General features: G+C 60.0%; 20 protein-coding genes. 10 read left to right on the top strand and 10 right to left on the bottom strand.

The window, feature by feature from the left end; all coding sequences use genetic code 11:
- The first annotated feature begins 346 nt into the window (after nt 1–346).
- Nucleotides 347–688, top strand: a complete 342-nt coding sequence (locus NB231_RS04055) for a hypothetical protein (RefSeq protein WP_040661766.1) — start codon at nt 347–349, stop codon at nt 686–688.
- Nucleotides 689–967: 279 nt separating this feature from the next.
- Here NB231_RS04055 and NB231_RS04050 read toward each other — a convergent pair whose 3' ends face one another.
- Nucleotides 968–1,327, bottom strand: coding sequence for a restriction endonuclease subunit S domain-containing protein (locus NB231_RS04050; protein ID WP_040661763.1), 360 nt, complete (start codon nt 1,325–1,327; stop codon nt 968–970).
- Nucleotides 1,328–1,470: 143 nt separating this feature from the next.
- Nucleotides 1,471–2,379 (bottom strand): hypothetical protein, encoded by a 909-nt coding sequence (locus NB231_RS04045; RefSeq protein ID WP_005000006.1) that lies wholly within the window; start codon nt 2,377–2,379, stop codon nt 1,471–1,473.
- A 258-nt stretch (nt 2,380–2,637) separates the two neighbouring features.
- Between NB231_RS04045 and NB231_RS04040 the strand changes: the two genes are divergently transcribed.
- Entirely contained in the window at nt 2,638–3,684 is a 1,047-nt protein-coding gene (locus NB231_RS04040) for a glycosyltransferase family 2 protein (RefSeq protein ID WP_005000004.1), read from the top strand.
- Nucleotides 3,681–4,910: a glycosyltransferase gene (locus NB231_RS04035; protein ID WP_156776891.1), complete on the top strand. Its 1,230-nt coding sequence runs from the start codon at nt 3,681–3,683 to the stop codon at nt 4,908–4,910. The genes NB231_RS04040 and NB231_RS04035 overlap by 4 nt, the downstream gene beginning before the upstream one ends.
- 85 nt (nt 4,911–4,995) lie before the next feature.
- Here the strand turns inward: NB231_RS04035 and NB231_RS04030 are convergent, their stop codons facing one another.
- Nucleotides 4,996–6,294, bottom strand: coding sequence for a glycosyltransferase (locus NB231_RS04030; protein ID WP_084766226.1), 1,299 nt, complete (start codon nt 6,292–6,294; stop codon nt 4,996–4,998).
- A 125-nt stretch (nt 6,295–6,419) separates the two neighbouring features.
- Here NB231_RS04030 and NB231_RS04025 point away from each other — a divergent pair, with 125 nt between their 5' ends.
- Entirely contained in the window at nt 6,420–6,641 is a 222-nt protein-coding gene (locus tag NB231_RS04025) for a type II toxin-antitoxin system VapB family antitoxin (protein WP_004999999.1), read from the top strand.
- Complete coding sequence (vapC, locus tag NB231_RS04020; RefSeq protein WP_004999998.1) at nt 6,628–7,041, top strand: type II toxin-antitoxin system VapC family toxin; 414 nt, start codon at nt 6,628–6,630, stop codon at nt 7,039–7,041. Before NB231_RS04025 ends, vapC begins: the two co-directional genes overlap by 14 nt.
- A 90-nt stretch (nt 7,042–7,131) precedes the next feature.
- Here vapC and NB231_RS04015 read toward each other — a convergent pair whose 3' ends face one another.
- Nucleotides 7,132–8,085 (bottom strand): sulfotransferase domain-containing protein, encoded by a 954-nt coding sequence (locus tag NB231_RS04015; RefSeq protein ID WP_004999996.1) that lies wholly within the window; start codon nt 8,083–8,085, stop codon nt 7,132–7,134.
- A 224-nt stretch (nt 8,086–8,309) separates the two neighbouring features.
- Here NB231_RS04015 and NB231_RS04010 point away from each other — a divergent pair, with 224 nt between their 5' ends.
- The 5 genes from NB231_RS04010 (at nt 8,310) to NB231_RS03990 (ending at nt 14,908) form a co-directional block, all read left to right on the top strand.
- Entirely contained in the window at nt 8,310–10,865 is a 2,556-nt protein-coding gene (locus tag NB231_RS04010) for an ELM1/GtrOC1 family putative glycosyltransferase (protein WP_004999995.1), read from the top strand.
- Nucleotides 10,862–12,028: a mitochondrial fission ELM1 family protein gene (locus NB231_RS04005; protein ID WP_004999988.1), complete on the top strand. Its 1,167-nt coding sequence runs from the start codon at nt 10,862–10,864 to the stop codon at nt 12,026–12,028. The genes NB231_RS04010 and NB231_RS04005 overlap by 4 nt, the downstream gene beginning before the upstream one ends.
- An 80-nt stretch (nt 12,029–12,108) precedes the next feature.
- Complete coding sequence (locus NB231_RS04000; RefSeq protein ID WP_004999987.1) at nt 12,109–12,831, top strand: 2OG-Fe(II) oxygenase; 723 nt, start codon at nt 12,109–12,111, stop codon at nt 12,829–12,831.
- Nucleotides 12,821–13,831, top strand: a complete 1,011-nt coding sequence (locus NB231_RS03995) for a sulfotransferase family protein (protein ID WP_156776890.1) — start codon at nt 12,821–12,823, stop codon at nt 13,829–13,831. Before NB231_RS04000 ends, NB231_RS03995 begins: the two co-directional genes overlap by 11 nt.
- 303 nt (nt 13,832–14,134) lie before the next feature.
- Nucleotides 14,135–14,908: a methyltransferase domain-containing protein gene (locus NB231_RS03990; RefSeq protein ID WP_004999984.1), complete on the top strand. Its 774-nt coding sequence runs from the start codon at nt 14,135–14,137 to the stop codon at nt 14,906–14,908.
- Nucleotides 14,909–15,325: 417 nt separating this feature from the next.
- Here NB231_RS03990 and asnB read toward each other — a convergent pair whose 3' ends face one another.
- The 6 genes from asnB to NB231_RS03960 form a co-directional block, all read right to left on the bottom strand.
- Entirely contained in the window at nt 15,326–17,308 is a 1,983-nt protein-coding gene (gene asnB, locus NB231_RS03985; RefSeq protein ID WP_156776889.1) for an asparagine synthase (glutamine-hydrolyzing), read from the bottom strand.
- 157 nt (nt 17,309–17,465) lie between these two features.
- Nucleotides 17,466–17,924, bottom strand: a complete 459-nt coding sequence (locus NB231_RS03980) for a DUF302 domain-containing protein (RefSeq protein WP_050756045.1) — start codon at nt 17,922–17,924, stop codon at nt 17,466–17,468.
- 33 nt (nt 17,925–17,957) lie between these two features.
- A complete protein-coding gene (locus NB231_RS03975; protein ID WP_004999975.1) occupies nt 17,958–18,740 on the bottom strand; it encodes a hypothetical protein in 783 nt (260 codons plus the stop codon).
- Nucleotides 18,741–18,880: 140 nt separating this feature from the next.
- Nucleotides 18,881–19,759: an MBL fold metallo-hydrolase gene (locus NB231_RS03970; RefSeq protein WP_004999973.1), complete on the bottom strand. Its 879-nt coding sequence runs from the start codon at nt 19,757–19,759 to the stop codon at nt 18,881–18,883.
- Between the two features lie 285 nt (nt 19,760–20,044).
- Nucleotides 20,045–20,602 (bottom strand): NUDIX hydrolase, encoded by a 558-nt coding sequence (locus NB231_RS03965; protein ID WP_004999970.1) that lies wholly within the window; start codon nt 20,600–20,602, stop codon nt 20,045–20,047.
- Between the two features lie 157 nt (nt 20,603–20,759).
- The coding region (locus NB231_RS03960; protein WP_004999961.1) for a DoxX family protein at nt 20,760–21,119 on the bottom strand (360 nt) is incomplete at its 5' end.

Raw genomic sequence — 21,119 nt, 5'->3', positions numbered from 1 at the left:
TTTCCCTCCATGCCTCGAAAAGTGGACCGATCGCGAAGGCGCGCCTGTCTTGCTGGCTTCTCGAAGCAATGCACGCGCGGATCATTCGACAACCGACCCTAGGGAAGCAACTATCGATAACCTGGAGGTACTGCGGCGGGAGAGAGTACAATACCGGGCCGGGTTTTGGCCTTTCAGTGTCGTGAGGGTCTCCGTCGCAGGATTGCCGCTTCGGTTACCGGTGGTCCCTTTTGAGGACCTTGCCTATGGTCCAGTGTATCGCGGCACGGCTGAATGTCGATAGCCGGGCGTTTTTCAGCCGTGTCGATGCAAGTGTCAAATCCACTGCTTGGAAGGTACCAAGAGAATGCTTTGGATCGCTCTTGCTGTTTTGGCGGTAGCCGCTATCGGTGGTGTGACGTTGGCTGTTGCCCTTGTCAGGCAGCGACCCTTCCCCGCCTCTGTGGGCTATATCCATGGCGCGGTGGGCTTGGCTGGCGTTGTTTTGCTGGCGATTGCCGTGTTTGCTCACTCGCAGGGAATGCCCGTCAACTCGGCCTTGCTGTTGTTCAGCTTGGCGGTGGTTGGCGGGGCGTTCAACTTGTTATTTCGATTGCAGCGTGAGCCGCCGCCCGTGTTCATGGTCATTTTACACGGTGGCGCCGCATTGGTCGGGCTTGCGTTGCTGCTAATCGGGGTAGGGGGTTGAGACGAAACAACAGCTATAGGTTGTGGATAAGTTTGTGGATAATTTCCTGCGGCCGTGAGCGTGTGTTCTGATGGGGTTGTCGTTGTCAAGCTATGCGCTGCGTGACAGTGTTCACACAATATAAAAAACAATAACATACAAGGCCCTCGCACTTGGCGCCGTACCAGGTTCGAGTTGGATACCCAGTGAGCCGGCTGAGCGAGGCTGTGAATAACCCGCGCCGAGTGGCCTCGATCTAGGGCAATAAGCGCAACCCGTATCCCATCTCGGTGATTAGTACTAAATACTTACCTCGACTTCCCACACGTCGGTCAAGTCTGGTTGATCGAGCGCGAACGCACCGAAAAGAAAACCGCTAAACACAGCTGCGAGACTGTCGTCGGCCTCACCAGTCGAACGCTCCAACAGATGACACCGCAACAAGTACTGGCTATCAATCGGGGTCACTAGAGCATTAAAAGCCTGCACTACATCAGCGACTGGAACTATAACGAGGATCGCGGTCAGATCCGCACCGGCCATGGACCAGCCAACGTGACACGGCTGCGCCGCTTCGCCATCGGCGTGCTCAAGCACTTCCCAAAACCCGGGCAATACATCCCTGAAATGATGCGCCAACTCGCACGTCGGCCACGCCAAGTGCTCGACTACTTGAGGCTAACCGCTCATTCAGCCGGAGCAGCCACAACTGGGCCATGAGAACAAATTCGCCTTGGGGCCGGCTGGGCGGAGCTGAGTTGAACTTGCGCGCAATGCGCCCCGGCTGGCGGGCTTATGTGAGACTATGAGCGCACCTCTCCGCGCTGGGATTCGGCCAAGGACCGTATCCGCTGCGGGTGGGAACCCGCTTTTGCTTGCCGGATCAAGCTTTCGAGGCGTTGGTTGAGCGCGGTCGGTTGCAAGGGCCTGATCTGTCCTCGCAATATCATGCCTTTGGCACGAGTGACCTGATGCAGTATTTCGAGAAAGGGCAGGTAGCCTCGAAAATCCGGTGCGCCTTTTGCCAGCAGTTGCTCGAAAAAGGACTCGGTGAGAGTGTCGGAAAGCCAGCGGGAACGCGCCTTGGCAACACCCCGGCCGATTAGGGTCTCCGAATAGAGGTTTTTGATATCAATGGCGCAGACGACGCCGTCAGCCTCTCGGAAAAGGAGATTCGCGGTAATGGGATCCGTGTAGTCGAAACCTCGCCACACCATGGCCGGCACGATCTCATCGCTTTGAGCAATCAATTCTCGATAGAGGCGATCGCTTAAAAGCTCTGTATCGTGCAGGAACGCTAAATCCCGGTAAAAATCGTGCCATTCGGTTGTCTCGCGAAACGCTACCAGTTGGTACTGGCGCCTATAGACGGCGGCGTAGAAGTCGGCTAATCGCGCTAAGTTGCTCGTGTCGACACGGCGAATAGCCTGACCCTGGACGAATTTCACCCAGACCGTGTTTCGGTGCTGACCGATTACGGTGGGAAAATGCGGGCTGGATCCAAACGCCGTCAGGTCCGCGTGTACGCGCCGTGCCAAACTTTCAGTACGAAAAATTACTTTTTTGTATTGTTTTTGGTTGATGTGAACATAGCGAACATCGTAGCCTTTACGGTGCCATCGCTTGAAAATGGACAACAGTTTACGCCGCAGCCGCTTCATTGCGCCGTAAGCGGGTTTTTCTTTATAGGTCATCGACTTGTTTCCGAACATTGCGTTTGCTTTATGCGCTGAGCTTGCCGCGGCTGCGCAGGACGCGCCTATTGCGACGGACCCGAAGTCGATCGCCGACGGTGCGGTGCGATGGGTTGTACCCGCATCGTGTCCGGATAAAATCCGATATTCTACCTTATATTAAATTCATAATATTAAATTCATGGCGCGGCGGACAACTTGGCCGAACGCTCGGGGCGGGTCAGGCCGGCGTGACATAACGTGTCTATCGAAGGCGATTCTCCAACCCTATTGCCAATGACAGCGTACAGCACACCGACGGTTACCGTTTTGATTCCGGTCCACAATCGGGTGGGCTATATCCGTGATGCGATTGATAGCGTCCTGGCGCAGACCTTTGCGGATTTCGAGTTGCTGATCATCGATGATGCCTCGAGCGATGGCAGCGCCGATGCGGTCGCCTCCTATCGGGATCCGCGGTTGCGGCTGCTCCGCAATGAGACCAATCTCGGTATCCCCGGTAGCCGCAATCGGGGCATCGACGAGGCGCGCGGCGAGTATTTGGCCTTTCTCGACAGCGACGATCGCGCCCGACCTGAGCGATTAGCGCGTCAGGTGGCTTTTTTACGCGATCATCCGGATCATGCTGCGGTGGGCAGCTGGATCGAATGGATGAGCCAAAATGGCAAACCGCTGGGACGGATCAAGCGCAAAGCCGTGGCGGCGGAGCAAATCGCCGCCGAGCGCTTGTTTCGCTCCTGCCTGGAGAACTCGGCGGCTACGGCGCGCACCGCTATTTTACGCCGCTACCGTCACCGCGAACGCATCAAGCTTGGTTCGGACTACGACCTATGGGCGCGTATTGCGGCGGACCACAAGTTGGCGGCGCTGCCGCACGTGCTAACCTACCGCAGGCAGCACGGGGGGCGGAGCACCCATGGGCGCAGCGAGGAGATCAAGGCTTGGCGGCTGCAGATCTTTGCCGAGCAGCTGGGTGCGCTCGGTTTGCCATACAGCGCGGATGACTTGGAACGTCATTATGAGTTGCGGCGCATGCAAAAGTTGCCCATCCGCCCGGACCGCGCTTATCTGGAATGGGCGCAGGAGTGGCTGCAGCGCTTACGGGCCGCGAACGTCCACACCCTCCGCTATCCGGAACCGGCCTTCTCCTACCTTCTGGGAACCTTTTGGCTGAAGGCTTGCTGGTATGCGGCCCCGGTGATGGGCCGGCACGCTTGGCGGTGTTTTTGGGCTTCGCCGCTGCATACGCAGGCTTGGCCGGGGCTGGCCCGGCTCGCGCGAACGCGTTTCGCCGCGCAACTGCCTGGCCTGTCCCGCCCATGAGGGGGATGCCTGAAGTCGGGCGCGACGTGGCGCATATTGCTCTGTTCATGTCCTTACTAATCGGTGGCGGAGTCCAGCGCTCCATGCTCAAGCTGGCTGGCGCGCTCGCCAGCCGTGGGCATCGGGTAGATTTGCTCGTGTGTCGTGTGAATGCCCGGGAGCCGGAGGAGGTGGTGCCGGCGGGTGTACGGCTGATTCCGCTGCAGCCCGCTCCGTCGGTGTTGGGGCGAGTGCTGGCATTGAGAGCTGATCCGGATGGGATTGGAGATCTGCTCAGGCCGGTGTTAATGCCCCTGAAATCTTCCAATAAGTTGCGCTATCTGCCTGGTTTGACGCGTTACCTGCGCCGGGAGCGGCCTCAGGCCCTGCTTTCGGCCATGACGCAGCCGAATCTGGTCGCTCTATGGGCGCGACGCCTAGCGGGCGTTCCCACGCGAGTCGTCGTGAGCGAGCGCAACATGCTGTCGAGCTACGTCGATCATTACCGGCACCAGTGGCGCTGGCGCTATCTTCCGCCGCTGATTCGGCGCACCTATGCGTTCGCGGATGCAGTGGTAACGGTTTCGCAGGCCGTGGCCGACGATTTGGTCACCGTAGCCGATTTTCCCAGTACACGCATCTTCCCCATACCCAATCCGGTTGTCACCCCGGCCTTGCTGACGCAGGCACGCGCGCGGCCGGACCATCCGTGGTTTGCTACCGATGCGCCGCCTGTGGTGCTCGGTGTCGGTCGTCTTGTGGCGCACAAAGACTTCGCCACGCTCCTGCGAGCCTTCGCCCAGGTGCGGGAGGCACGGCCAGCGCGCTTGATGATCTTAGGCGACGGGCCGGAGCGCGCAGCGCTGCAGCGGCTGGCCGGCGAGCTGGGCGTGGCCGATGCCGTGGCCATGCCCGGCTGGGTGGATAATCCCGTTGCCTATATGGCCAATGCGGGGGTTTTGGTGCTGGCCTCGCATTGGGAGGGCTTGCCCGGCGTGTTGATCGAGGCCCTGGCGAGCGGTTGCCCGATTGTGGCAACCGATTCCCCCGGCGGTGGCGCGGAAATTTTGGGCAATGGCGCTTTCGGCCGGCTGGTGCCGATAGGCGATGTGTCGGCCATGGCGGCGGCCATCTTGGCTACGCTCGATTCGCCGCCCGATGGTGCGCGGCTCAAGGCGCGCGCCGATGATTTTTCCGTCGAGCGCGCCGTGCAGCGCTACCAGGAGGTTTTGTTGGGGTCGCCGTAAAATTCGGTATGACGCTATACGGGAGTTTTGAATCAGCTCGCTCCGTCTGTCATCCCGGTGCTAGTCGTAATGACGAAATTTGGAGTTATTTCGAGGTTCCCAAAAGTATCTCCAAATACCGCTCGCTGCCACGTTCGACCGAAAACTCGGCCGCGCGTCGCCGCAGCTGTTCCCGGTCCGGTGGGTTATCCAGCACGCCGAGGATGGCTCGAGCCAGGGCGCGATCATCGCCCACTGCCACCAATGGTCCATAGCGACCGCCCTGTAGAATTTCGGCCGGACCACTTGGGCAGTTGGTCGATACGACCGGGCAACCACAAGCAAGTGCCTCGATGAGCACAGTCGGCAAGCCTTCATAGACCGAAGACAGCACGAACACGGCGGCCCGTGCCATATAGGCGAACGGATTGGCCGTAAAGCCGGGCAGGGCGACGTCGTCGGCGACCCCGAGTTCCTCGGCTAGCATCCCCAGCTGTGCGTGTCCATCGCCTTCGCCCAGGATCAGAAGCCGAACTGCCCGCTGCTCTCTGACGCGCGCGAAGGCGCGCAACAGGGTCGGGAAATCTTTCTTCTCGTTTAGAGACCCTACTCCCAGTATCACGGGGATAGAATCGGAGTCGAACCAAGTATGGCTTAGCGGCGCCTTGGCCCGTTCAAATAGCTCGGCCGAAACGATCGGATTGTAAACGGTGGTAATTTGCTCGCGCGACAGACCTGCGGTCAGCGCGAGGTCGTCCGCCACGCCGTTGGAGACGGCGACGGTAGCATCGGCCCAGGGGTAGGTTCGCGCGATTAATCCGGGCAGACAACGCCAGCGTCGCCGCTGTCGTTTCCCCTCGGTATAGGCTGAGAGATGATTGCGCTCGCTCACCACCAGCCGGGTTGCGGTATTTGCCAGCCGTCGGGCCAGTGCAGCCGTGCAGTTCAGGGTGTTGCCCGCGGAGAGTAGGGCCTGCGGCCGTGTTCGGCGCAGATACCGCGTCAGCGCCGGCAGGCATTTGAGCCAGGGCGATACGTCCCACGCCAGCCGCAGCGGTTGCAGCGACGGGCGTAATTTCGGCGGGTCGGCTGCGAGCAGGTAGCCAAACGCCAATCCCCGGGCGGCCGGTTTGAATGCCATGCATCCTAGGGCAACGAGGTTGACGCCGGGTGGAATATGCGCAAGGTGCGGCCCTTTCGCCTTGTAGACCACCAAATCGACCGTATGCCCCTGCTGGCTGAAACTCTCTGCTAGCCGCAACAGGTTTTTCTGGATTCCGCCGCCCTCCAAGTCCCGCATGAACAAGGCGATGTGGGCTTTACCCAGGCTCCGGCTAGGCGCCCTCTCACCGCATTCGGCGGGAGTGAATGGGGTTGTTGCCGCCGCCTTTTCAATCGATGCCATGCCGTGGTAGCCCCCTTCCCACCAGCGCCTTGTACTTGCCGAGTTCTACTGGATTACAATCAGCTTGATTACATAAGTCAATACACCATGATGTACACTTTTGATGGTGTAATAAGGAGCATTGAATGATGCGCACCAATATCGAGTTGGATGATGAGCTGATCACGCAGGCGTTGCGTTTGGCCAAGGTCCGGAGCAAGCGGGAACTGGTACACCTTGCGCTCAAGGAGTTTGTGGAAAACCATCAGCGTAAGGATGTTCTGGAGTTGGTGGGCAAAGTGCGAATCGATCCTGACTACGACCACAAGCGGTTGCGCCAAGATCGGGGCGGTGATGTATCTGATTGATACCTCAGTATGGATCGATCTTTTCCGCCAACGCGATACCGGCCCCGCCAGAATGCTGCGCGTATTGCTTGATCAACGCTTGCCCTACGGAATCACCGGCGTGATTTATCAGGAAGTGCTCCAGGGCGCCAATAGCGAGCGCGATTTTAAGCACTTACGCAATTATCTCGGCAGCCAGCGGTTTTATCACCCAACAGATTTCGTACGAAGTCATGCCGAGGCCGCACATTTATACGTTCGTTGCCGCCATCAGGGCATCACCGTCCGCTCCACGATAGATTGTTTGATTGCGCGTATCGCCATCGAGCACAAGCTGTTGCTGCTCCATAACGACAATGACTATCTGCATCTCGCAAGGATCGAACCGCAACTGAAACTAGCTAGGGGGCTCACTCCATGATCATCGGCGAACCACGGGCGTTCGCTATCTCCAAGCGCAGTCACAGAGTCTGCACTGTACACGTCGAGTACATCTCCATTGCCTGGCGCGCTAGGCCCGTTGGCTGGCAGCTAGCGCGCCTGGGGTGACAGGCCCGCTATAGCCCAAAATCGGGCTCAGATGGGCGCGCACGAGCGCTTCCATCTCGTCTGCCTGCGCCGGTTCGAAGTCGTCGCGGAAGCCGCCTACCTTGCCCCGCCGCACTTTGTAGCGGCTGAGATCGCCGCGGTCCTGTAGCCGCAGGCTGGCATTGTGGAAGTAGTTGGCCTCCTCGAGCCGGCGCAGGTTGTCGAAGGAGGCGAATTCGATCGCCTCATCGAGTTCCGCGCTGCTGAATGCCTCGCCCAAGCGAGCCGTGATGCGTTGCAGCGTAGCGCGGGTATCGGCCCGCAGATCCTCGTAGCGCACGATGAGACCGTTGCTACGGCCGGCGAAGAACTCGGCCCATTGATTGTGGTAATCGATCAGCCCTGGCAGCCCGAGTTCGGGGTGCATCACAAACTCCCACAGAGGGATGGTTTTATAATCGATCGGCCGATGCAGCTCGTGCAGAATGAGCTCACGCTTGGCTGCCGAGATTCGGCGGGTGAACTGGAGATGCCAGGATACGGCGATGTCGCAAGGATGGCGGGCGAGGAAGATCAGCTGCTTGTCGTCAGCGGATTCGTTGGTCAAAACCTCGCGAACGGCTGCCTCGTAGCTGTAATGCCCGTTGCTGACGATGAACCGAGGCAAGGCTTGGTTGTAGCGCTGGAGTTCGTCTGTTTTCATCACCCGCCGTGCCGGGAGATCGTATTTGCGTTGAAACAGCCGAAAGAGCATAACCCGCAGCCAGGTGCCGCCACTTTTGGGGTGGACGATGAGCACCACGTTGGCCCTGCGAGCCTGGCGGCGCTGCAGCGTACCGAGCAAGGTGCGCCGGGCGTGCACGCGCAGTGTCTCGGGGAGCCAGGCCGTGCCACCGATCACCGCGGCGCGTTGGTACCGGTCGGGTATTTGTACCATGTCATTCCTCTAATTGTCCGCCGCGGCCATTATATGCTACGTCGGCCGCGTGTACCTACCGGGCGATCGGGTGGTCGCTGGCTCGCCTCCGAAGCCGAACGGACGAAACTGGCGTAGGAATGGCCGTGCGCGTAGTGCACGTGCCGGTCAAACCCAATACGATGACCAAACCGTGACGGCTGAGCCGTGATTTTCGGATTTCGCTGCAGTTTGGAGCCAACCGCATGGCATTTCTGATCAAACGCGTGTTCGCGGGCCTCGCACAGAAGGATCCGGCCAGAAGCCGCAAGCGGTGGCCCGAGCTGGAGTGCGTGGTGTTGCCGGCAGAGCCGGGGACAGGGGAGAGTCATAAACCCCCGGTGCGGATCTTTCTTGGCACTGAGGGGGCTCAGTTCCGCGCGGAGCGGGTGTTCGTGTGGTCCATTGCTAAGGTAAGAGATCCGGCGCGCCGCTACGAGATTTATCTGTTAAAGGACCTGCCCGGCTTCGATCGGCGCTGGTGGTTGACCGGCTTCACCGCCTATCGCTTTGCCATACCGGAGCTTGCAGGCGGTGTGGGGCGGGCAATCTATAATGACACTGACCAAATCTATCTCGCTGATCCTGCTGAGCTGTTCGATACGCCGATGCAGGGGCATGGGTTCCTCTCCATCCAGCCGCGGGATACCTCGGTGATGTTGATCGACTGCGCGCGCATGGTCCGTGTTTGGACCTTGGCGCGCGCGCGCTGGCGGCGCCGCAAGCAGCTCGAGGCCAAGGCGTTGGCGGTTTCGGGAACATGGGGCCGCTTGGATGGCGCTTGGAACGCGCGTGACAGCGAATACACCCCAGGCCGGTCCCGACTGGTGCATTTCACCACCTTGCAGACCCAGCCGTGGCTGCCATTTCCCGATGATTACGTTTATTGGCACAATCCGGTCGGTGCGCTTTGGTCGGAGTTGGAGCGCTCGGCCGATCAAGCGGGTTATCAGCTCTTCGATGCATCCACTCCCAGCGCCGGTTATCGTGCCTTACAGGCGCATTTTCGCCGCCTGACGGCAGCCGTTGCCGACTCGTCAAGCACCGCAGTCGACGCCGGGTTTTCGGATTGGCCGGCGGTCCAACGCTTGTTACAGCAATCCCACGCCCGCACGATTTTGGAGTTCGGCTTCGTCTCGGGATGCACGGCACTGTCTGATGAGCGCGTACAGCGGGCCGCCGACTGGGTGGTTGAGCGCAGCGAGCCGGACTATCCGCCCTGGGAGAAGGGGGGGGCTGCGCAGTCCTTCGATGCCGTACTCTGTCGACGTGCTTTGGAATACTTTCCGGATGAGGATTTGCCGTGGCTAATCGAGCAGCTGTTCGCGTTGAGCGATCGCTTGCTGCATGTGGAGGTGGACGATGCCGCGGTGCTTAAACGGTTACCGGATGGCAGCACGCTGGAGATCGCACCGCGTCGCCCGGCCCGCTGGTTTTCCTGCTTCGAGCAGGCGAGTCGCCGCCACCCGGGCGTACACTACCACCTGGTGTTGAACACCCGGGATGGCGCCGGGCGGCGGACCCAGGCGACGCGGGTAGGCGGGCGGCTGGTGGGCGGTGCGCCACGCGTCTGGGTTTTGGCGCACCGCAAACCCGGACATACCACACAAGCCGTGGGTCTGGCCGAGGCGCTTGCCTGGCCTTATGAGATCAAGTTGCTGCAAACGCTGCCTTGGGCACTTTTGTGGCAATGGATAGTGCAGCGGCTTGGTTGGCCGGCCTGGTCGCCCAGGCCGGGCCGAGGCGGTGAACTGCGCCCACCGTGGCCCGATGTGGTGATCGCTGCTGGCTGGTTTCCCACCCGGGTTGCGCGCTGGCTGCGCTGCGAGAATCCGGCTCTGCGCGCCGTGCTGTTGGGTCGCAAAAACGGTCCGAGCGGGCCGTCCGATTTGCTGATCGGCTGCGTGCACTTCGGCTTGCCTTTGGCGGCGAACCGGATCGAGACACTGCTGCCCGTGCATCCGGTGAGCAGGGAGCGGCTTCGAGGCGCGCTCGAGCGTCGAGCGGAGCGCTTCGCTGGGCTGCCTCGTCCCCGCGTGGTGGCGCTGGTGGGTGGTGACAGCAAGCATTCCATACTTGATACGGCGCTCGCGTATCGTTTGGGCAAGGACCTGCAGGCGTTCGCCCAAGGGGCGGGTGGAGTGGCGTTGGCCGTTACCAGCCGGCGCACCGGTACCCGCGCGAGCGCGGCGCTCAAGCTCGGGATTGGTGGCGCCGAATACGTGCATGAATGGCGTAGAGACGAGGCGGATAATCCTTACTTCGCCTATTTGGGCGCCGCGGATGTGCTCGTGGTGACGGGGGACAGCGAATCGATGCTGGCGGAGGCGGCCGCTACCGATAAACCGCTTTATATCTACCCGATTGCGGAGCGCGTCAGGCTCTGGGACCGCTTCGCCCGTTGGGTGACCCGCCAGGCCCAAGCCCAGCCACGGAACAAACGCGGCAGCGTACGGCCCCAGCGCGGTCTGCAATACCTTTGCGCCCGCTTGATCGACCGGGCATGGGTACTGCCGGCCCGCGATACGGCCGCGTTGTATCAGGCCCTGCTCGAACGCGGCGTAGCACAGATGTTCGGCGCTCCATTGGAGTTGCGATCCCGCGTGCCGTTTCGGGAGAGCGCGGAGCTCGCCGCTCGCGTGCGCGAGCGACTGGGCTTTTATGATCACGATGATGCCTCGCGCACGCCCGAAAAACCGCGCCCGGTGCGCCCCGCTGATCGGAACTGTGCCGTCGAAGGACGCACGGAGTCGGTGTCATGAGCGGCGCCTCGCAACCGACGGCCGACGTCGAGTTGGCGAGGGCTGGAGTACCCACGGCCCGGGTGCCGCGCGTCTGGGTCTTGCTCGGTAAAGGCGCCGGCGGTAACGCGCAGATGCTTGCGCTCGCCGAGGCGCTCGGCTGGCCGTACGAGGCTAAACGCCTCGCTTACAACATCCTCAATCTATGTCCCAACCTCGTTCTGGGTAGCACTGCGGTCAGCCTTAGACGAAAGCGTTGCAGTCCGTTGCGCCCGCCGTGGCCGGATTTGGTGATCGCGGCGTCGCGGCGCAGTGCGCCGATCGCCCAGTGGATCAAGAAGCGCTCCGGTGGGCACACTCGACTGGTGCATTTGCTGCATGCGCAAGCCCCGCTGCATCGCTTCGATTTGATCATTACCCTGCCGCAGTATCGGCTGCCCGCCCGGTCTAACGTGCTTCATCTGACCGCGCCACTCAACCGGATCGACCCCCATCGCCTGGAGCAGGCTGCGGCGCGTTGGGCGCCGCGCTTGCGCCATCTGCCGCGACCGCTGATCGCATTGCTGGTCGGCGGCAATAGTTCCAGCTACATATTGGATCGGGTGACGGCGCACCGGCTGGGTCGGGAGGTAAGCCGCTATGTGCAGGCAACGGGTGGGGCGCTGTTGCTTACCACCAGCCCCAGAACGCGCCGTGACGCCGTGAAGGCGCTGTTCGAGGCCGTGGATTGCCCGACGTATCGTTATGCTTGGTGCCCGGAGGATCCAGACAACCCGTATCTAGGGTTTTTGCGGCTGGCGGATCGCTTTATCGTCACGGCGGACAGTGCCTCTTTGGCGATCGAAGCCTGCGCCACCGGCAAGCCAGTGGCAGTATACTATTGGCCCGGGCGCCGGCGAGGACGCCGCCGAGCGGATCATCGCGCCGACGCAGGAGTGCAGGCAGCGGGGAATCGGCTGGGTGAGTCTGCTTTCCAGTGGCTCGTTTATTGGGGTCTGATCAAGCCGGCGCGTGATTTTGCCGCCTATCATCGGGTGCTCGAGGAGCGGGGGCTGATCACGGCGTTTGGCGAGCAAGCGGCGAGCGCAACCGGGCAGCCACTGGATGATATGGAGCGCGCCGTGGCGCGTATTCGCCAATTAATGTCGCGCGGGTCGATCGCGGCGGAGGCCGGCAAAAACTAGTATCACCGGTTCGCTCGGCACCCATCGTGCCGCTCGACCACGCGCTGCGATCATCTTGCACAGCTATCTCATGGGAGCCTATGACTTACCTGGATTACGAACGCTTGGCGGCATTGGATGAGCAGGCCTTTCGTACACGCGCACCTTTCCCTTGGTGTAACCCGCAAGGTTTGTTGACGGAAGCGGGCTATCGCCGATTGTTGGAGTCTTTGCCCGACGCATCGCTGTTTACCTCCCTGTTCGGCATCCGGCGCTCGCATGGACAGAAATCCCACGACCGCCTCGCTTTGGAATACCGCACGGACCTCGCGGTGGCCGAGCCCTGGCATGCTTTCGTCGAGGAGCTGCGCGGTACCGAGTACAATCGGTTTTTGCGGCGTCTGTTCGGCCGCGGCGGGATCCAGCTCAACTTCCACTGGCATTACACTCCTCGGGGTTGCTCGGTATCACCCCACTGCGATGCGATGCGCAAGCTGGGCTCGCATATTTTCTACTTCAACACCGCGGATGATTGGGACTCCGCTTGGGGCGGTGAAACCCTCATCCTCGATGACGGGGGCCGGTTCAAGCGCAGCTCGGCACCGGATTTTGCCGATTTCGACCAAGCGCTGGCCGGCGAGAGCCTCGGTAACCGCAGCCTGTTGTTTCAGCGCCAAGGCAACTCTTGGCATGGGGTGCGCGAGATCCGTGCTCCAGAAGGGTATTACCGTAAGGTGTTTATCGTAGTCATCAACGATCGGCTGCGCGCAAGCCTGCGGCGGATCGGCGCGCGTCTCAAGGGCGAGGCGATCCGTGACTACTGAGCCTGCGGGAAGCGCAGATGATGGATCCGGCCATGGGGTATTGTCCCGCAACACCGCCATCGTCGTGCTCGGCGCCGGGCGCAGTGGCACCAGCGCACTCACCCGCGGGGTGCAGGCGTTGGGGGTGGATCTGGGGAACCGGTTGCGCCGCGGGCGTGGTAAGAACCCCACCGGTTTCTTCGAAGATCGCGATCTACTGGCGCTCAACAAGCGTTTGAAGCGCGCGCTCGGGATCACCGGCGAGAGCGTGCGGCTCATACCGCCTTCGCAATGGGATAATCCCAAGGTTCGGCTGCTGCGGCGCCGCGCCATGCAGACGATCGAGCGGCGTTTCGGCGCGAGCCGGCTGTGGGGCTTCAAGTACGCCCGGACCCTGCGCATGCTGCCGTTCTGGGAGGCGGTCTTGCGCGAGCTCGATATCGAGGTGCGCTATGTCGTGGCGTTGCGCAACCCGCTCAGCGTGGCGAGATCGCGCGCCCAGCTGGATCCGCAGCGGGGTGTGCAGGTCAAAAGCGACCTGGAATGGCTGGTAAACGTCGTCCCCTACTTTCGGACCGTGGCGCAGCGAAGCTTCGTCGTGGTCGACTACGATGCCATGATCGCAGACCCGGTCGCTCAGCTTGAGCGTGCGGCGCGATGCTTGCGAATTGCGCTGACGGCGCAAACCCAGGCTGCGATCAAAGCCTTTGCGACCGACTTTTTGGTACTCGGCCTGCGCCACAGCCAGTTTACTATCGAGGACCTCGAGGCCAATCAAGCAGTCGATCCCCTGGTGCGTGATGCCTATCGTTGGCTCCATCAGCTCGCGCATGATGAGATTGCCTCGGACTCTGGGGCGCTGTGGGAGGACTGGCAGCGAATCGAGCAAGCACTGGCAGCGCGGGCGCCAGTGCTGGAATACATCGATACTTTGCTCGACGATTTGCGCCGGGCAAAGCGCGATCCGCGTGGACCGATGCAGGCGCTGCCGCAGTTGCTGCGTTATATGCGGGGGCGGTAGGGGATGCAGCGCCGGCGTTTGCCTCTCAAATCTCGTTCTACACACCTTACATGGCACAGGTTGATGTCGATAAGAGAAGCATGCGCTAGCCACTTGGCCGTTAGGATATCAAGAGACTTTCAGGACAATATTTGACGGCGCGGCGGTATTTGGGGCTCCCGTGTTTAAATGTCAGGTTCGCAACCATACGAGATCTTACACCAATCAATTCCAACAAGTTGGCTTCGTATTTGGTTTACCCCCTAAACACCCTCTTAGGTGAAGCGCGGCGGGTTATGGGGCCATAGGGAGAATGGCGGCACGATGAGATTCACCGATGATGTGGAAGCCTATCTAAGGGGTGATGCATTCTGCGACAGTCGGAAGATTCGCCTGCTGCACACCAACTCTACCTTCGATGTCAAACTCTGGGACAGAACCCGCCTTCTCGAAGAAATGTTACGAGGAAAGCGGGTGATCCATGTTGGCTGTGTAGACCATTCCGAGGAGCAGATCCGGCGCAAATGGCAACAGGGTCACTGGTTGCATGCCCGTATCGATGCAGTGGCGCAACGCTGTCTTGGGGTGGACATTGACGTCGCCGGCGTGGAGTTTGTGCGCCGGGAAATGGGCTATCAAGATGTGTACTGTATGGACCTGCTGCATGACGAGGCCCGGGAGATCCGTGGGGCACACTGGGACGTACTATTGTTAGGCGAAATCGTGGAGCACGTCGACGACCCCGTGGCGTTCCTGTCAGGCCTCCGTGAGCGTTACGCTCACTGCGTGGACCAATTGCTGATCACCGTACCCAATGCGTTTCGGTTCCGGAACCTACGGTTAGTATGGAATGGCGTGGAGCGTATCAACACCGACCACCGTTATTGGTTCACGCCGTATACCGTTGCCAAGGTGTTGCACCGTGCAGGATATGTTATGAGAGAATTTCACTTGGTAAATCTCAATCCGCGCAGTCTCAAAAAACGTCGCAAACCGCGTGCTTGGATGAAGTCTTTTTGTAATCACCGTTTTCCTCTGAGCCGGGACACAATCGTGGCACTTTGCTGGATGGCCAAGTCGGGCGTTGATATAAGTTGAGTGAATGCGCCCTTGCCCGGGTCACGTGCTGTTAATGTCGGCAATTTTCCGCCTCTACCCGGGGACGGATATCATCATTGGGACGCCCTCGAACAGCTGATCCAGCTCGAGGGGTGCTGCCAATGATCGGAAACCGTTCATCGCTAGACTGATCGAGTGGCGCCGCCTCGGCGATCGCACTGTGCAGACTGACGTAGTAGCGTCCTGTAATGCCCTCGGGCTTGATCTGCGCCACCTTTGATGGACTGATTTTCACGATTGATGATGGGCCGTCAACGACGGTGGCCGCGGCGTCACTTGATCGCCACAGGCGAAATCGCCATTAAAAACATTGACCGTGCTCAGCGAACAACTGACCAGGGCAAGACTTTGGCGATCAACTCCTGCGCCTCGGTACGGTCGATATAGATGTGAATTTCATTGCCAGACGACATTTCGCACCCGATTCTTGGTATTAGCTGAGCGACGCGGCGCTGACGAGGCCTCCCGATCCAGCCATGCTTGCAGCATAAGCAGATTCCAAATGCGGTGCTGCCACTGACGGCTGTCGCTGGACCGTGTTGCCCACACTCGCCGCACCGGCTCGGGATTAAAGAGACCTTGGCGGCGCAGCCGCTCGGGAGCCAATAAGTCTTCTGCCCAACCGCGCAGCGGACCGGCTAGCCATTGACCTATGGGCGCGCCGAAGCCTTGCTTGGGCCGCTCGAAAAGCGGCCGCGGAAGGTACCGGGCAAGCAGTTCACGCAGAATCCACTTGCCATGTTGGTCGCGGGTTTTCATATGCCGCGGCAGGCGCCAGGACCATTTCGCCACCCGGTAATCAAGCAGTGGGGTGCGGACCTCCAAGCCCGTGGCCATGCTGGTCCGGTCTACTTTCACCAGGATCACCTCGGCCAGGTAGTGAATCAGGTCGAGCAGTTGGGTGCGCAGCAAAGGGTCGGTTATACCAGGCCATTTGCCGCCATCGGGAAAGGCGGTTGAGGGTTCTTGCACACCGATGAGTAGCGCGCTCGGATAAAGCCACTGCGACACTTTTTGGAAGTAGAGTGCGTCCACTGACCGTGCACCGATGCGCAGTGCAGATTTCATCCACTTGTTTTGCTCTCCTTCGGGCCAGGATCGGCAGGAGAGCACAAGTGCGGCGAGCTCGCGCACGGGCAGCGGTACCCGTTGCAAGTTACGCCATTGGTTGGCAGTACCGTTGAAACGCGGGTAACCGCAGAACAACTCGTCTCCGCCATCGCCTGTGAGTACGACCTTGGTGTGCGGACGTGCCATTCGAGCGATGAGATAATTGGGTACTTGGGCGAAATCCGCTAAGGGCTCGTCGACGATGTCCGACAGTTTGGGCACTATGTCGATAGCGTCTTTCCCCGTGACGTGCAGCTCCGTATGGTCCGTCCCCAAATAGTTGGCAATGGCACTTGCATAAGGTGTTTCACTGACCGGGCCGTCACCGAACCCCAGCGCGTAAGTTTTAACTGGGGTGGCGCTTTGCGCCTGCATGAGAGAGACGATTAAAGACGAGTCAACGCCGCCCGAGAGAAATGCGCCGATCGGCACATCCGCCACCATGCGCTGGGCCGTGGCGTCTTCCAGTAGCTGCTGGAGAAGGTCGATGGTGTGCTGTTCGTTATTGTCGAGCGGATTGTCTACCCCGGCCTGGGCGACCTTCGGTGTGGACCAATAAGCTCGAACACATTGCTCCGGATTGAATGGCGCTCGGCTCTGCTGCTGGTCGAAGCTAAAGATGCTCCCTGGGCGGAGTTTGTAGAATCCCTGGTAAATGCACCATGGAGCCGGGATATAGCCGAAGCGCAAATAAAGGCTTATGGCGTCGCGGTTGAGATCGCCGGGGAATGCATCAAGTACCCGAAAGGCTTTGAGCTCCGAGGCGAAAACGAATGTCCCGCCGATCCAACCGAAGTACAGCGGTTTTTTACCCAGTCGGTCACGCGCCAGGTGGAGACGATGTGCCCGCCGGTCCCACAGCGCGAAGGCGAACATGCCGTTGAGGCGTGGCAAGACGTTGTCCAGCCCCCACTGGACAATGGCCGCGAGCAGCACTTCCGTATCGGAATGGCCACGAAAGAGACAGCCCAGCTTGGCCAATTCCCTTCGAAGAGCCCGAAAATTGTAGATTTCCCCATTGAAAACGATTACATAGCGCCCGCATGGCGAAACCATCGGCTGATGGCCTGCAGGCGAGAGATCGATAATCGACAAGCGCCGGTGGGACAGAGCCATATCGGCGGTTGCATCCTCCCATAGCCCCGCGTCGTCGGGACCGCGGTGAGCGAGTGCGCTCGCCATACGTTTGGCGCATGGCCCAATTGGCCCGCGAATCTTCGCGCCAGGGTTTAAGCGCCACAAGCCCGCGATCCCGCACACAAGCCTCATTGCCTCCTGCAAAAAGCATCGTAGTGAATAATTGTGAGACGCATGCAAAAAGCAAGCGGCTCCAGCTCGCCGGAGCCTTTTTCTAGCCCGCTCGGGTTCTACCGGCTGCCATCACCTGAAATAGTAAGGGCAGACCAGCTGGGTCACAGGTCGTCCTTTATTGCCGGAGCGCCGCGTCAGTTAGGTTGTCGAGCCCTTCCGCCATTTTTTGAAGGGTGTCTTTTGCTCCAGTGAGACCCCGCTCAGCCGCGATCGCCCGCGGATCTTCATAGCCGAGCCACACCTGAGCGGCTGCGTCCTGCCAGGCGAGCACCTTCATCGGTAGATCGATTCCGATGGTTTGGTCCTGTTGCAGCAACTTCGTGCCGATCTCGGGCTTGCCGAAGATCAACAGCTGGGTTGGGCGTAACTCCAGATCGACCTTTTCCGCATTCTTGGCATGATCGACCCGCGCCATCACTGCGATGCCTTTCTCGGCGAGGATATTTTCCAGACGGTCGAGCGTCTCGGAGACCGAATAGGGGCTTTGCTTCGTAGTAAGCTCAGCCGTCATAGCCGCTATGGGCAGTGCCGCAACAACGATTGCCGCCGCCATTATGCAAGCTATTCTTCGCATATCTTTCTTTCCTTCCCGAACTCCGATGGCTGGTTAACCCAAACCGGGAATATGCACTTGCCACGTATAGACGATCGCCAACAGGATCAACAGCGCCATTATCTGGTGAAAGGCGACCAAAATGCCGGGGCGTTTCGGGTTGTCGTTGACTGCATGAAAGAGCATGAAACCAACAATAAACTGAGTTAGCGCGAGAACCAGGGCACCGCTGTAGGACTGCGCGTAGTAGCCCAATGCAAGTAGAAACAGCAGCCCGCCCAGATAGTGCAGTGCGAAGGCCCACTGGCCTTTCGTGCGTGGCAGCACGAAGGCACCGATCGGGCGTTGATAGCCCCGTTGTCCGGTCGTCATACCGCCGAGGAAAATCATCAGTAGAAACGGGTGCAGCGGCACCATGCCAGCGAGATAGGCCCAAATGCTCAACGAGTCCGGATGCAACGCCAGTAGGTAGGTAATGTAGGTGGTGTAGGCCAGCAATCCGTGCAAACCGTGCAGAAAGGCCGGTGCCTTGCCGGCTAGCACATGCAGTGTGGCTATGCCGAGAAGTGCGGTAAGGGCGATGAGCACTAGACCGGCAATTGTGTTGGCGGTGGGAGCAAGTGCCAGAATGACAATCGCGTTCAATCCCAAAATCGTGGCGAGCATGCGGTGCCAGATTTCGGGGTCGTGCCATATGGCGCGAGTAAGCATCTTTTCGTGATACGGCCAGCGGGTGCCGAGCGACAGCCCGTAACCGTAGCCCTCGACCAAGCCGCCAATGACGATCAACCCCGCCATCGCAACCACTTGTACGATCAGTAGTATCTGGAGCAACATCGATAATCCCCACAATATAATAAAAAACCCGCGTGACGGGCCGAACAATCCTACACCGGCCCATGGGTTACTGAGAAACGGCTACGGAATAGAGTGCATTTGCATCGAAGACCCAAATCCCATCCGCCTAAGCCCTGACGCTAAAACATGTTCATCGGTAGTTTCAGATAGTGGGCGCCGTTGTCCGCGGGCGGCGGCAGGCATCCGGCACGCATGTTTATCTGGATCGAGGGTAGGATGAGCCGAGGCATGCCGAGCGTGGCGTCGCGCGCCTCACGCATGGTCACGAAGGCATCCTCACTCACGCCCTCATGGACGTGCACATTCGAGCGCTTCTGCTCGCCGACCGTGCTTTCCCAACGATACTTGCTGCGGCTTTCGGGGAGGTAATCGTGGCACATGAACAAGCGCGTATCGTCGGGTAGGGCGAAGAGCTTTTGTATGGAGCGGTAGAGCGTGCGCGCATCGCCGCCGGGAAAGTCGGCCCGAGCGGTGCCGTAGTCCGGCATGAACAGCGTATCGCCGACAAGCGCCGCATCACCGATCAGATAGGTCATGCAGGCTGGCGTATGGCCCGGCGTGTGAATCGCGCGGGCTACGAGATTGCCGATGCGGAAAGTCTCGCCATCCCTGAAGAGATGGTCGAACTGACTGCCGTTGCGCTTGAACTCGGTGCCGGCGTTGAACACTTTGCCAAAAACCTCCTGCACGGTGACGATCTCCGCGCCGATGCCGAGCTTGCCGCCGAGTGCCTCCTGGACGTGGGGCGCGGCGGAGAGATGGTCGGCGTGGACATGGGTTTCGAGCACCCACGCGCAGGTGGACCCCTGCCGGCGCACATGGTCGATCACGGCGTCGGCGGAGTCGGTTTTGGTGCGCGCGGCCGCCGGATCGAAATCAAGCACCGTATCGACCACAGCGCAGGTTCGAGTCTCGGGATCGGTGACGACGTAGCTTACCGTGTTCGTCACTTTGTCGAAGAAGGCTTTTACATCGGGTTTCACTGCGTTCTCCTGCATCTCATCGACGTTCTGCCGGCTCGCTTACCTAGGGCACAATGGACGTAAATAAATCTGGCACGTGCCGGGAGGCTTAAGTTCTTAAGTTCGGCAGGCGGCTAGCTGCACAGCCGATTCCGGAAATGCTCTCGAAACTTGACCACCTCCGGGCCAACCACCAGCTGGCGATAGGGGCTTTCGCATTGGATCGGATCGTGAGTGGTGAAAAACTTCGAACAGGTCTCGGTAGCTGCCGCTCTCGGTGCATAGCGGAGTTGTACGATCTCTTGCTTGCTGGCCGCTGGGCTAGAGTGGCGGAGACTTGAGCGGCACCTCCGGTTCGGGGTTGGACGCGGCCACTGGGGTTACCCCTTCCTCGGCGCGCCGATCGTGTTCAAGGGCCCACTGCACCGAGGGGAAGGCCAACTCGGCGAAGGGGATTTCATCCCATCGGAACAAGTGAACCTCGCTGGATTCGGGGCCTGGGCTTACATTGGCGCGCAGCAGCCGGGCGCGAAAGATGATCTGGACTAGATTGATTCGGGTTATGCTGTAGACAGCGAGCAGTGGTCCTAACGCAAGCTCGGCCCGGGCCTCCTCCCAAGCCTCACGGCGCGCACCGTCCTCGACCGATTCGTTCAACTCCAGATAGCCCGCCGGCAAGGTCCAATAGCCGCGGCGCGGCTCGATCGCCCGGCGGCAGAGTAGGATACGGGCATCCCAGCGACATACCGCGCCGATTACGATCTTTGGATTTTCATAAGCGATATAGCCGCAGTCCGGGCAGGTCAGGCGGTGCCGATCGTCCCCTTCGGGGATGCATTGCACCCTTGGGCCAACGTCGTTGACGTGATGCGTGCTCATTTGCTTAGCAGCCTAGCATCATGCTTAACTCCGATGCACGGGAAACGCGAAATTCGCGCCACTTTCGGCAACGGTTTCGACGCGCTGCGTTTTTCCAAAGGCATCCATGGTAAAAGATCGGCGCTGTAGACTTGGAATACTTGGCTGCGGGATTTGCTCACCGGTCGTTGATGCTGAGTCGTCCCGGGCCTATGAGCGCAAGCGTTATCGCAGTAAAAAGATACATCCCTTGAAGCTCGAGCACCCAGCCACCCTGGGCGTTCAATTGGAATAGCATGTTCATGTGGGCCAGGGCGAACGCGAAAATCATATTCATAACGATCAGCAATGCGCCAATCCGGGCATACCAACCGATGATCAGCAGAATGGGACCGACTATCTCGCCGAGGAAAACGCCATAAGCCAAGATCCAGGGCAGGCCGGCATTCACCACCATGCCTTCGACTCCACCGACCCCGTTTAGTAATTTATGTATCCCGTGCAAGAGCACGAGCAGACCAAGTGTCACGCGCAGGAT

Source organism: Nitrococcus mobilis Nb-231 (assembly GCF_000153205.1).
In the GTDB taxonomy this organism is placed as follows: domain Bacteria; phylum Pseudomonadota; class Gammaproteobacteria; order Nitrococcales; family Nitrococcaceae; genus Nitrococcus; species Nitrococcus mobilis.
This window is presented reverse-complemented; position numbering and strand designations above follow the sequence as displayed.

Coding starts and splice junctions, on each gene's coding strand:
- NB231_RS03970 (WP_004999973.1), bottom strand. CDS start 19,759: ATGCAGGAGAACGCAGTGAAACCCGATGTAAAAGCCTTCTTCGACAAA.
- NB231_RS04045 (WP_005000006.1), bottom strand. CDS start 2,379: ATGTTCGGAAACAAGTCGATGACCTATAAAGAAAAACCCGCTTACGGC.
- NB231_RS04030 (WP_084766226.1), bottom strand. CDS start 6,294: ATGGCATCGATTGAAAAGGCGGCGGCAACAACCCCATTCACTCCCGCC.
- NB231_RS03975 (WP_004999975.1), bottom strand. CDS start 18,740: ATGTTGCTCCAGATACTACTGATCGTACAAGTGGTTGCGATGGCGGGG.
- NB231_RS03990 (WP_004999984.1), top strand. CDS start 14,135: ATGAGATTCACCGATGATGTGGAAGCCTATCTAAGGGGTGATGCATTC.
- NB231_RS04040 (WP_005000004.1), top strand. CDS start 2,638: ATGACAGCGTACAGCACACCGACGGTTACCGTTTTGATTCCGGTCCAC.
- asnB (WP_156776889.1), bottom strand. CDS start 17,308: ATGAGGCTTGTGTGCGGGATCGCGGGCTTGTGGCGCTTAAACCCTGGC.
- NB231_RS04010 (WP_004999995.1), top strand. CDS start 8,310: ATGGCATTTCTGATCAAACGCGTGTTCGCGGGCCTCGCACAGAAGGAT.
- NB231_RS03980 (WP_050756045.1), bottom strand. CDS start 17,924: ATGCGAAGAATAGCTTGCATAATGGCGGCGGCAATCGTTGTTGCGGCA.
- NB231_RS04000 (WP_004999987.1), top strand. CDS start 12,109: ATGACTTACCTGGATTACGAACGCTTGGCGGCATTGGATGAGCAGGCC.
- NB231_RS03965 (WP_004999970.1), bottom strand. CDS start 20,602: ATGAGCACGCATCACGTCAACGACGTTGGCCCAAGGGTGCAATGCATC.
- NB231_RS04005 (WP_004999988.1), top strand. CDS start 10,862: ATGAGCGGCGCCTCGCAACCGACGGCCGACGTCGAGTTGGCGAGGGCT.
- vapC (WP_004999998.1), top strand. CDS start 6,628: ATGTATCTGATTGATACCTCAGTATGGATCGATCTTTTCCGCCAACGC.
- NB231_RS04025 (WP_004999999.1), top strand. CDS start 6,420: ATGATGCGCACCAATATCGAGTTGGATGATGAGCTGATCACGCAGGCG.
- NB231_RS04055 (WP_040661766.1), top strand. CDS start 347: ATGCTTTGGATCGCTCTTGCTGTTTTGGCGGTAGCCGCTATCGGTGGT.
- NB231_RS04035 (WP_156776891.1), top strand. CDS start 3,681: ATGAGGGGGATGCCTGAAGTCGGGCGCGACGTGGCGCATATTGCTCTG.
- NB231_RS04015 (WP_004999996.1), bottom strand. CDS start 8,085: ATGGTACAAATACCCGACCGGTACCAACGCGCCGCGGTGATCGGTGGC.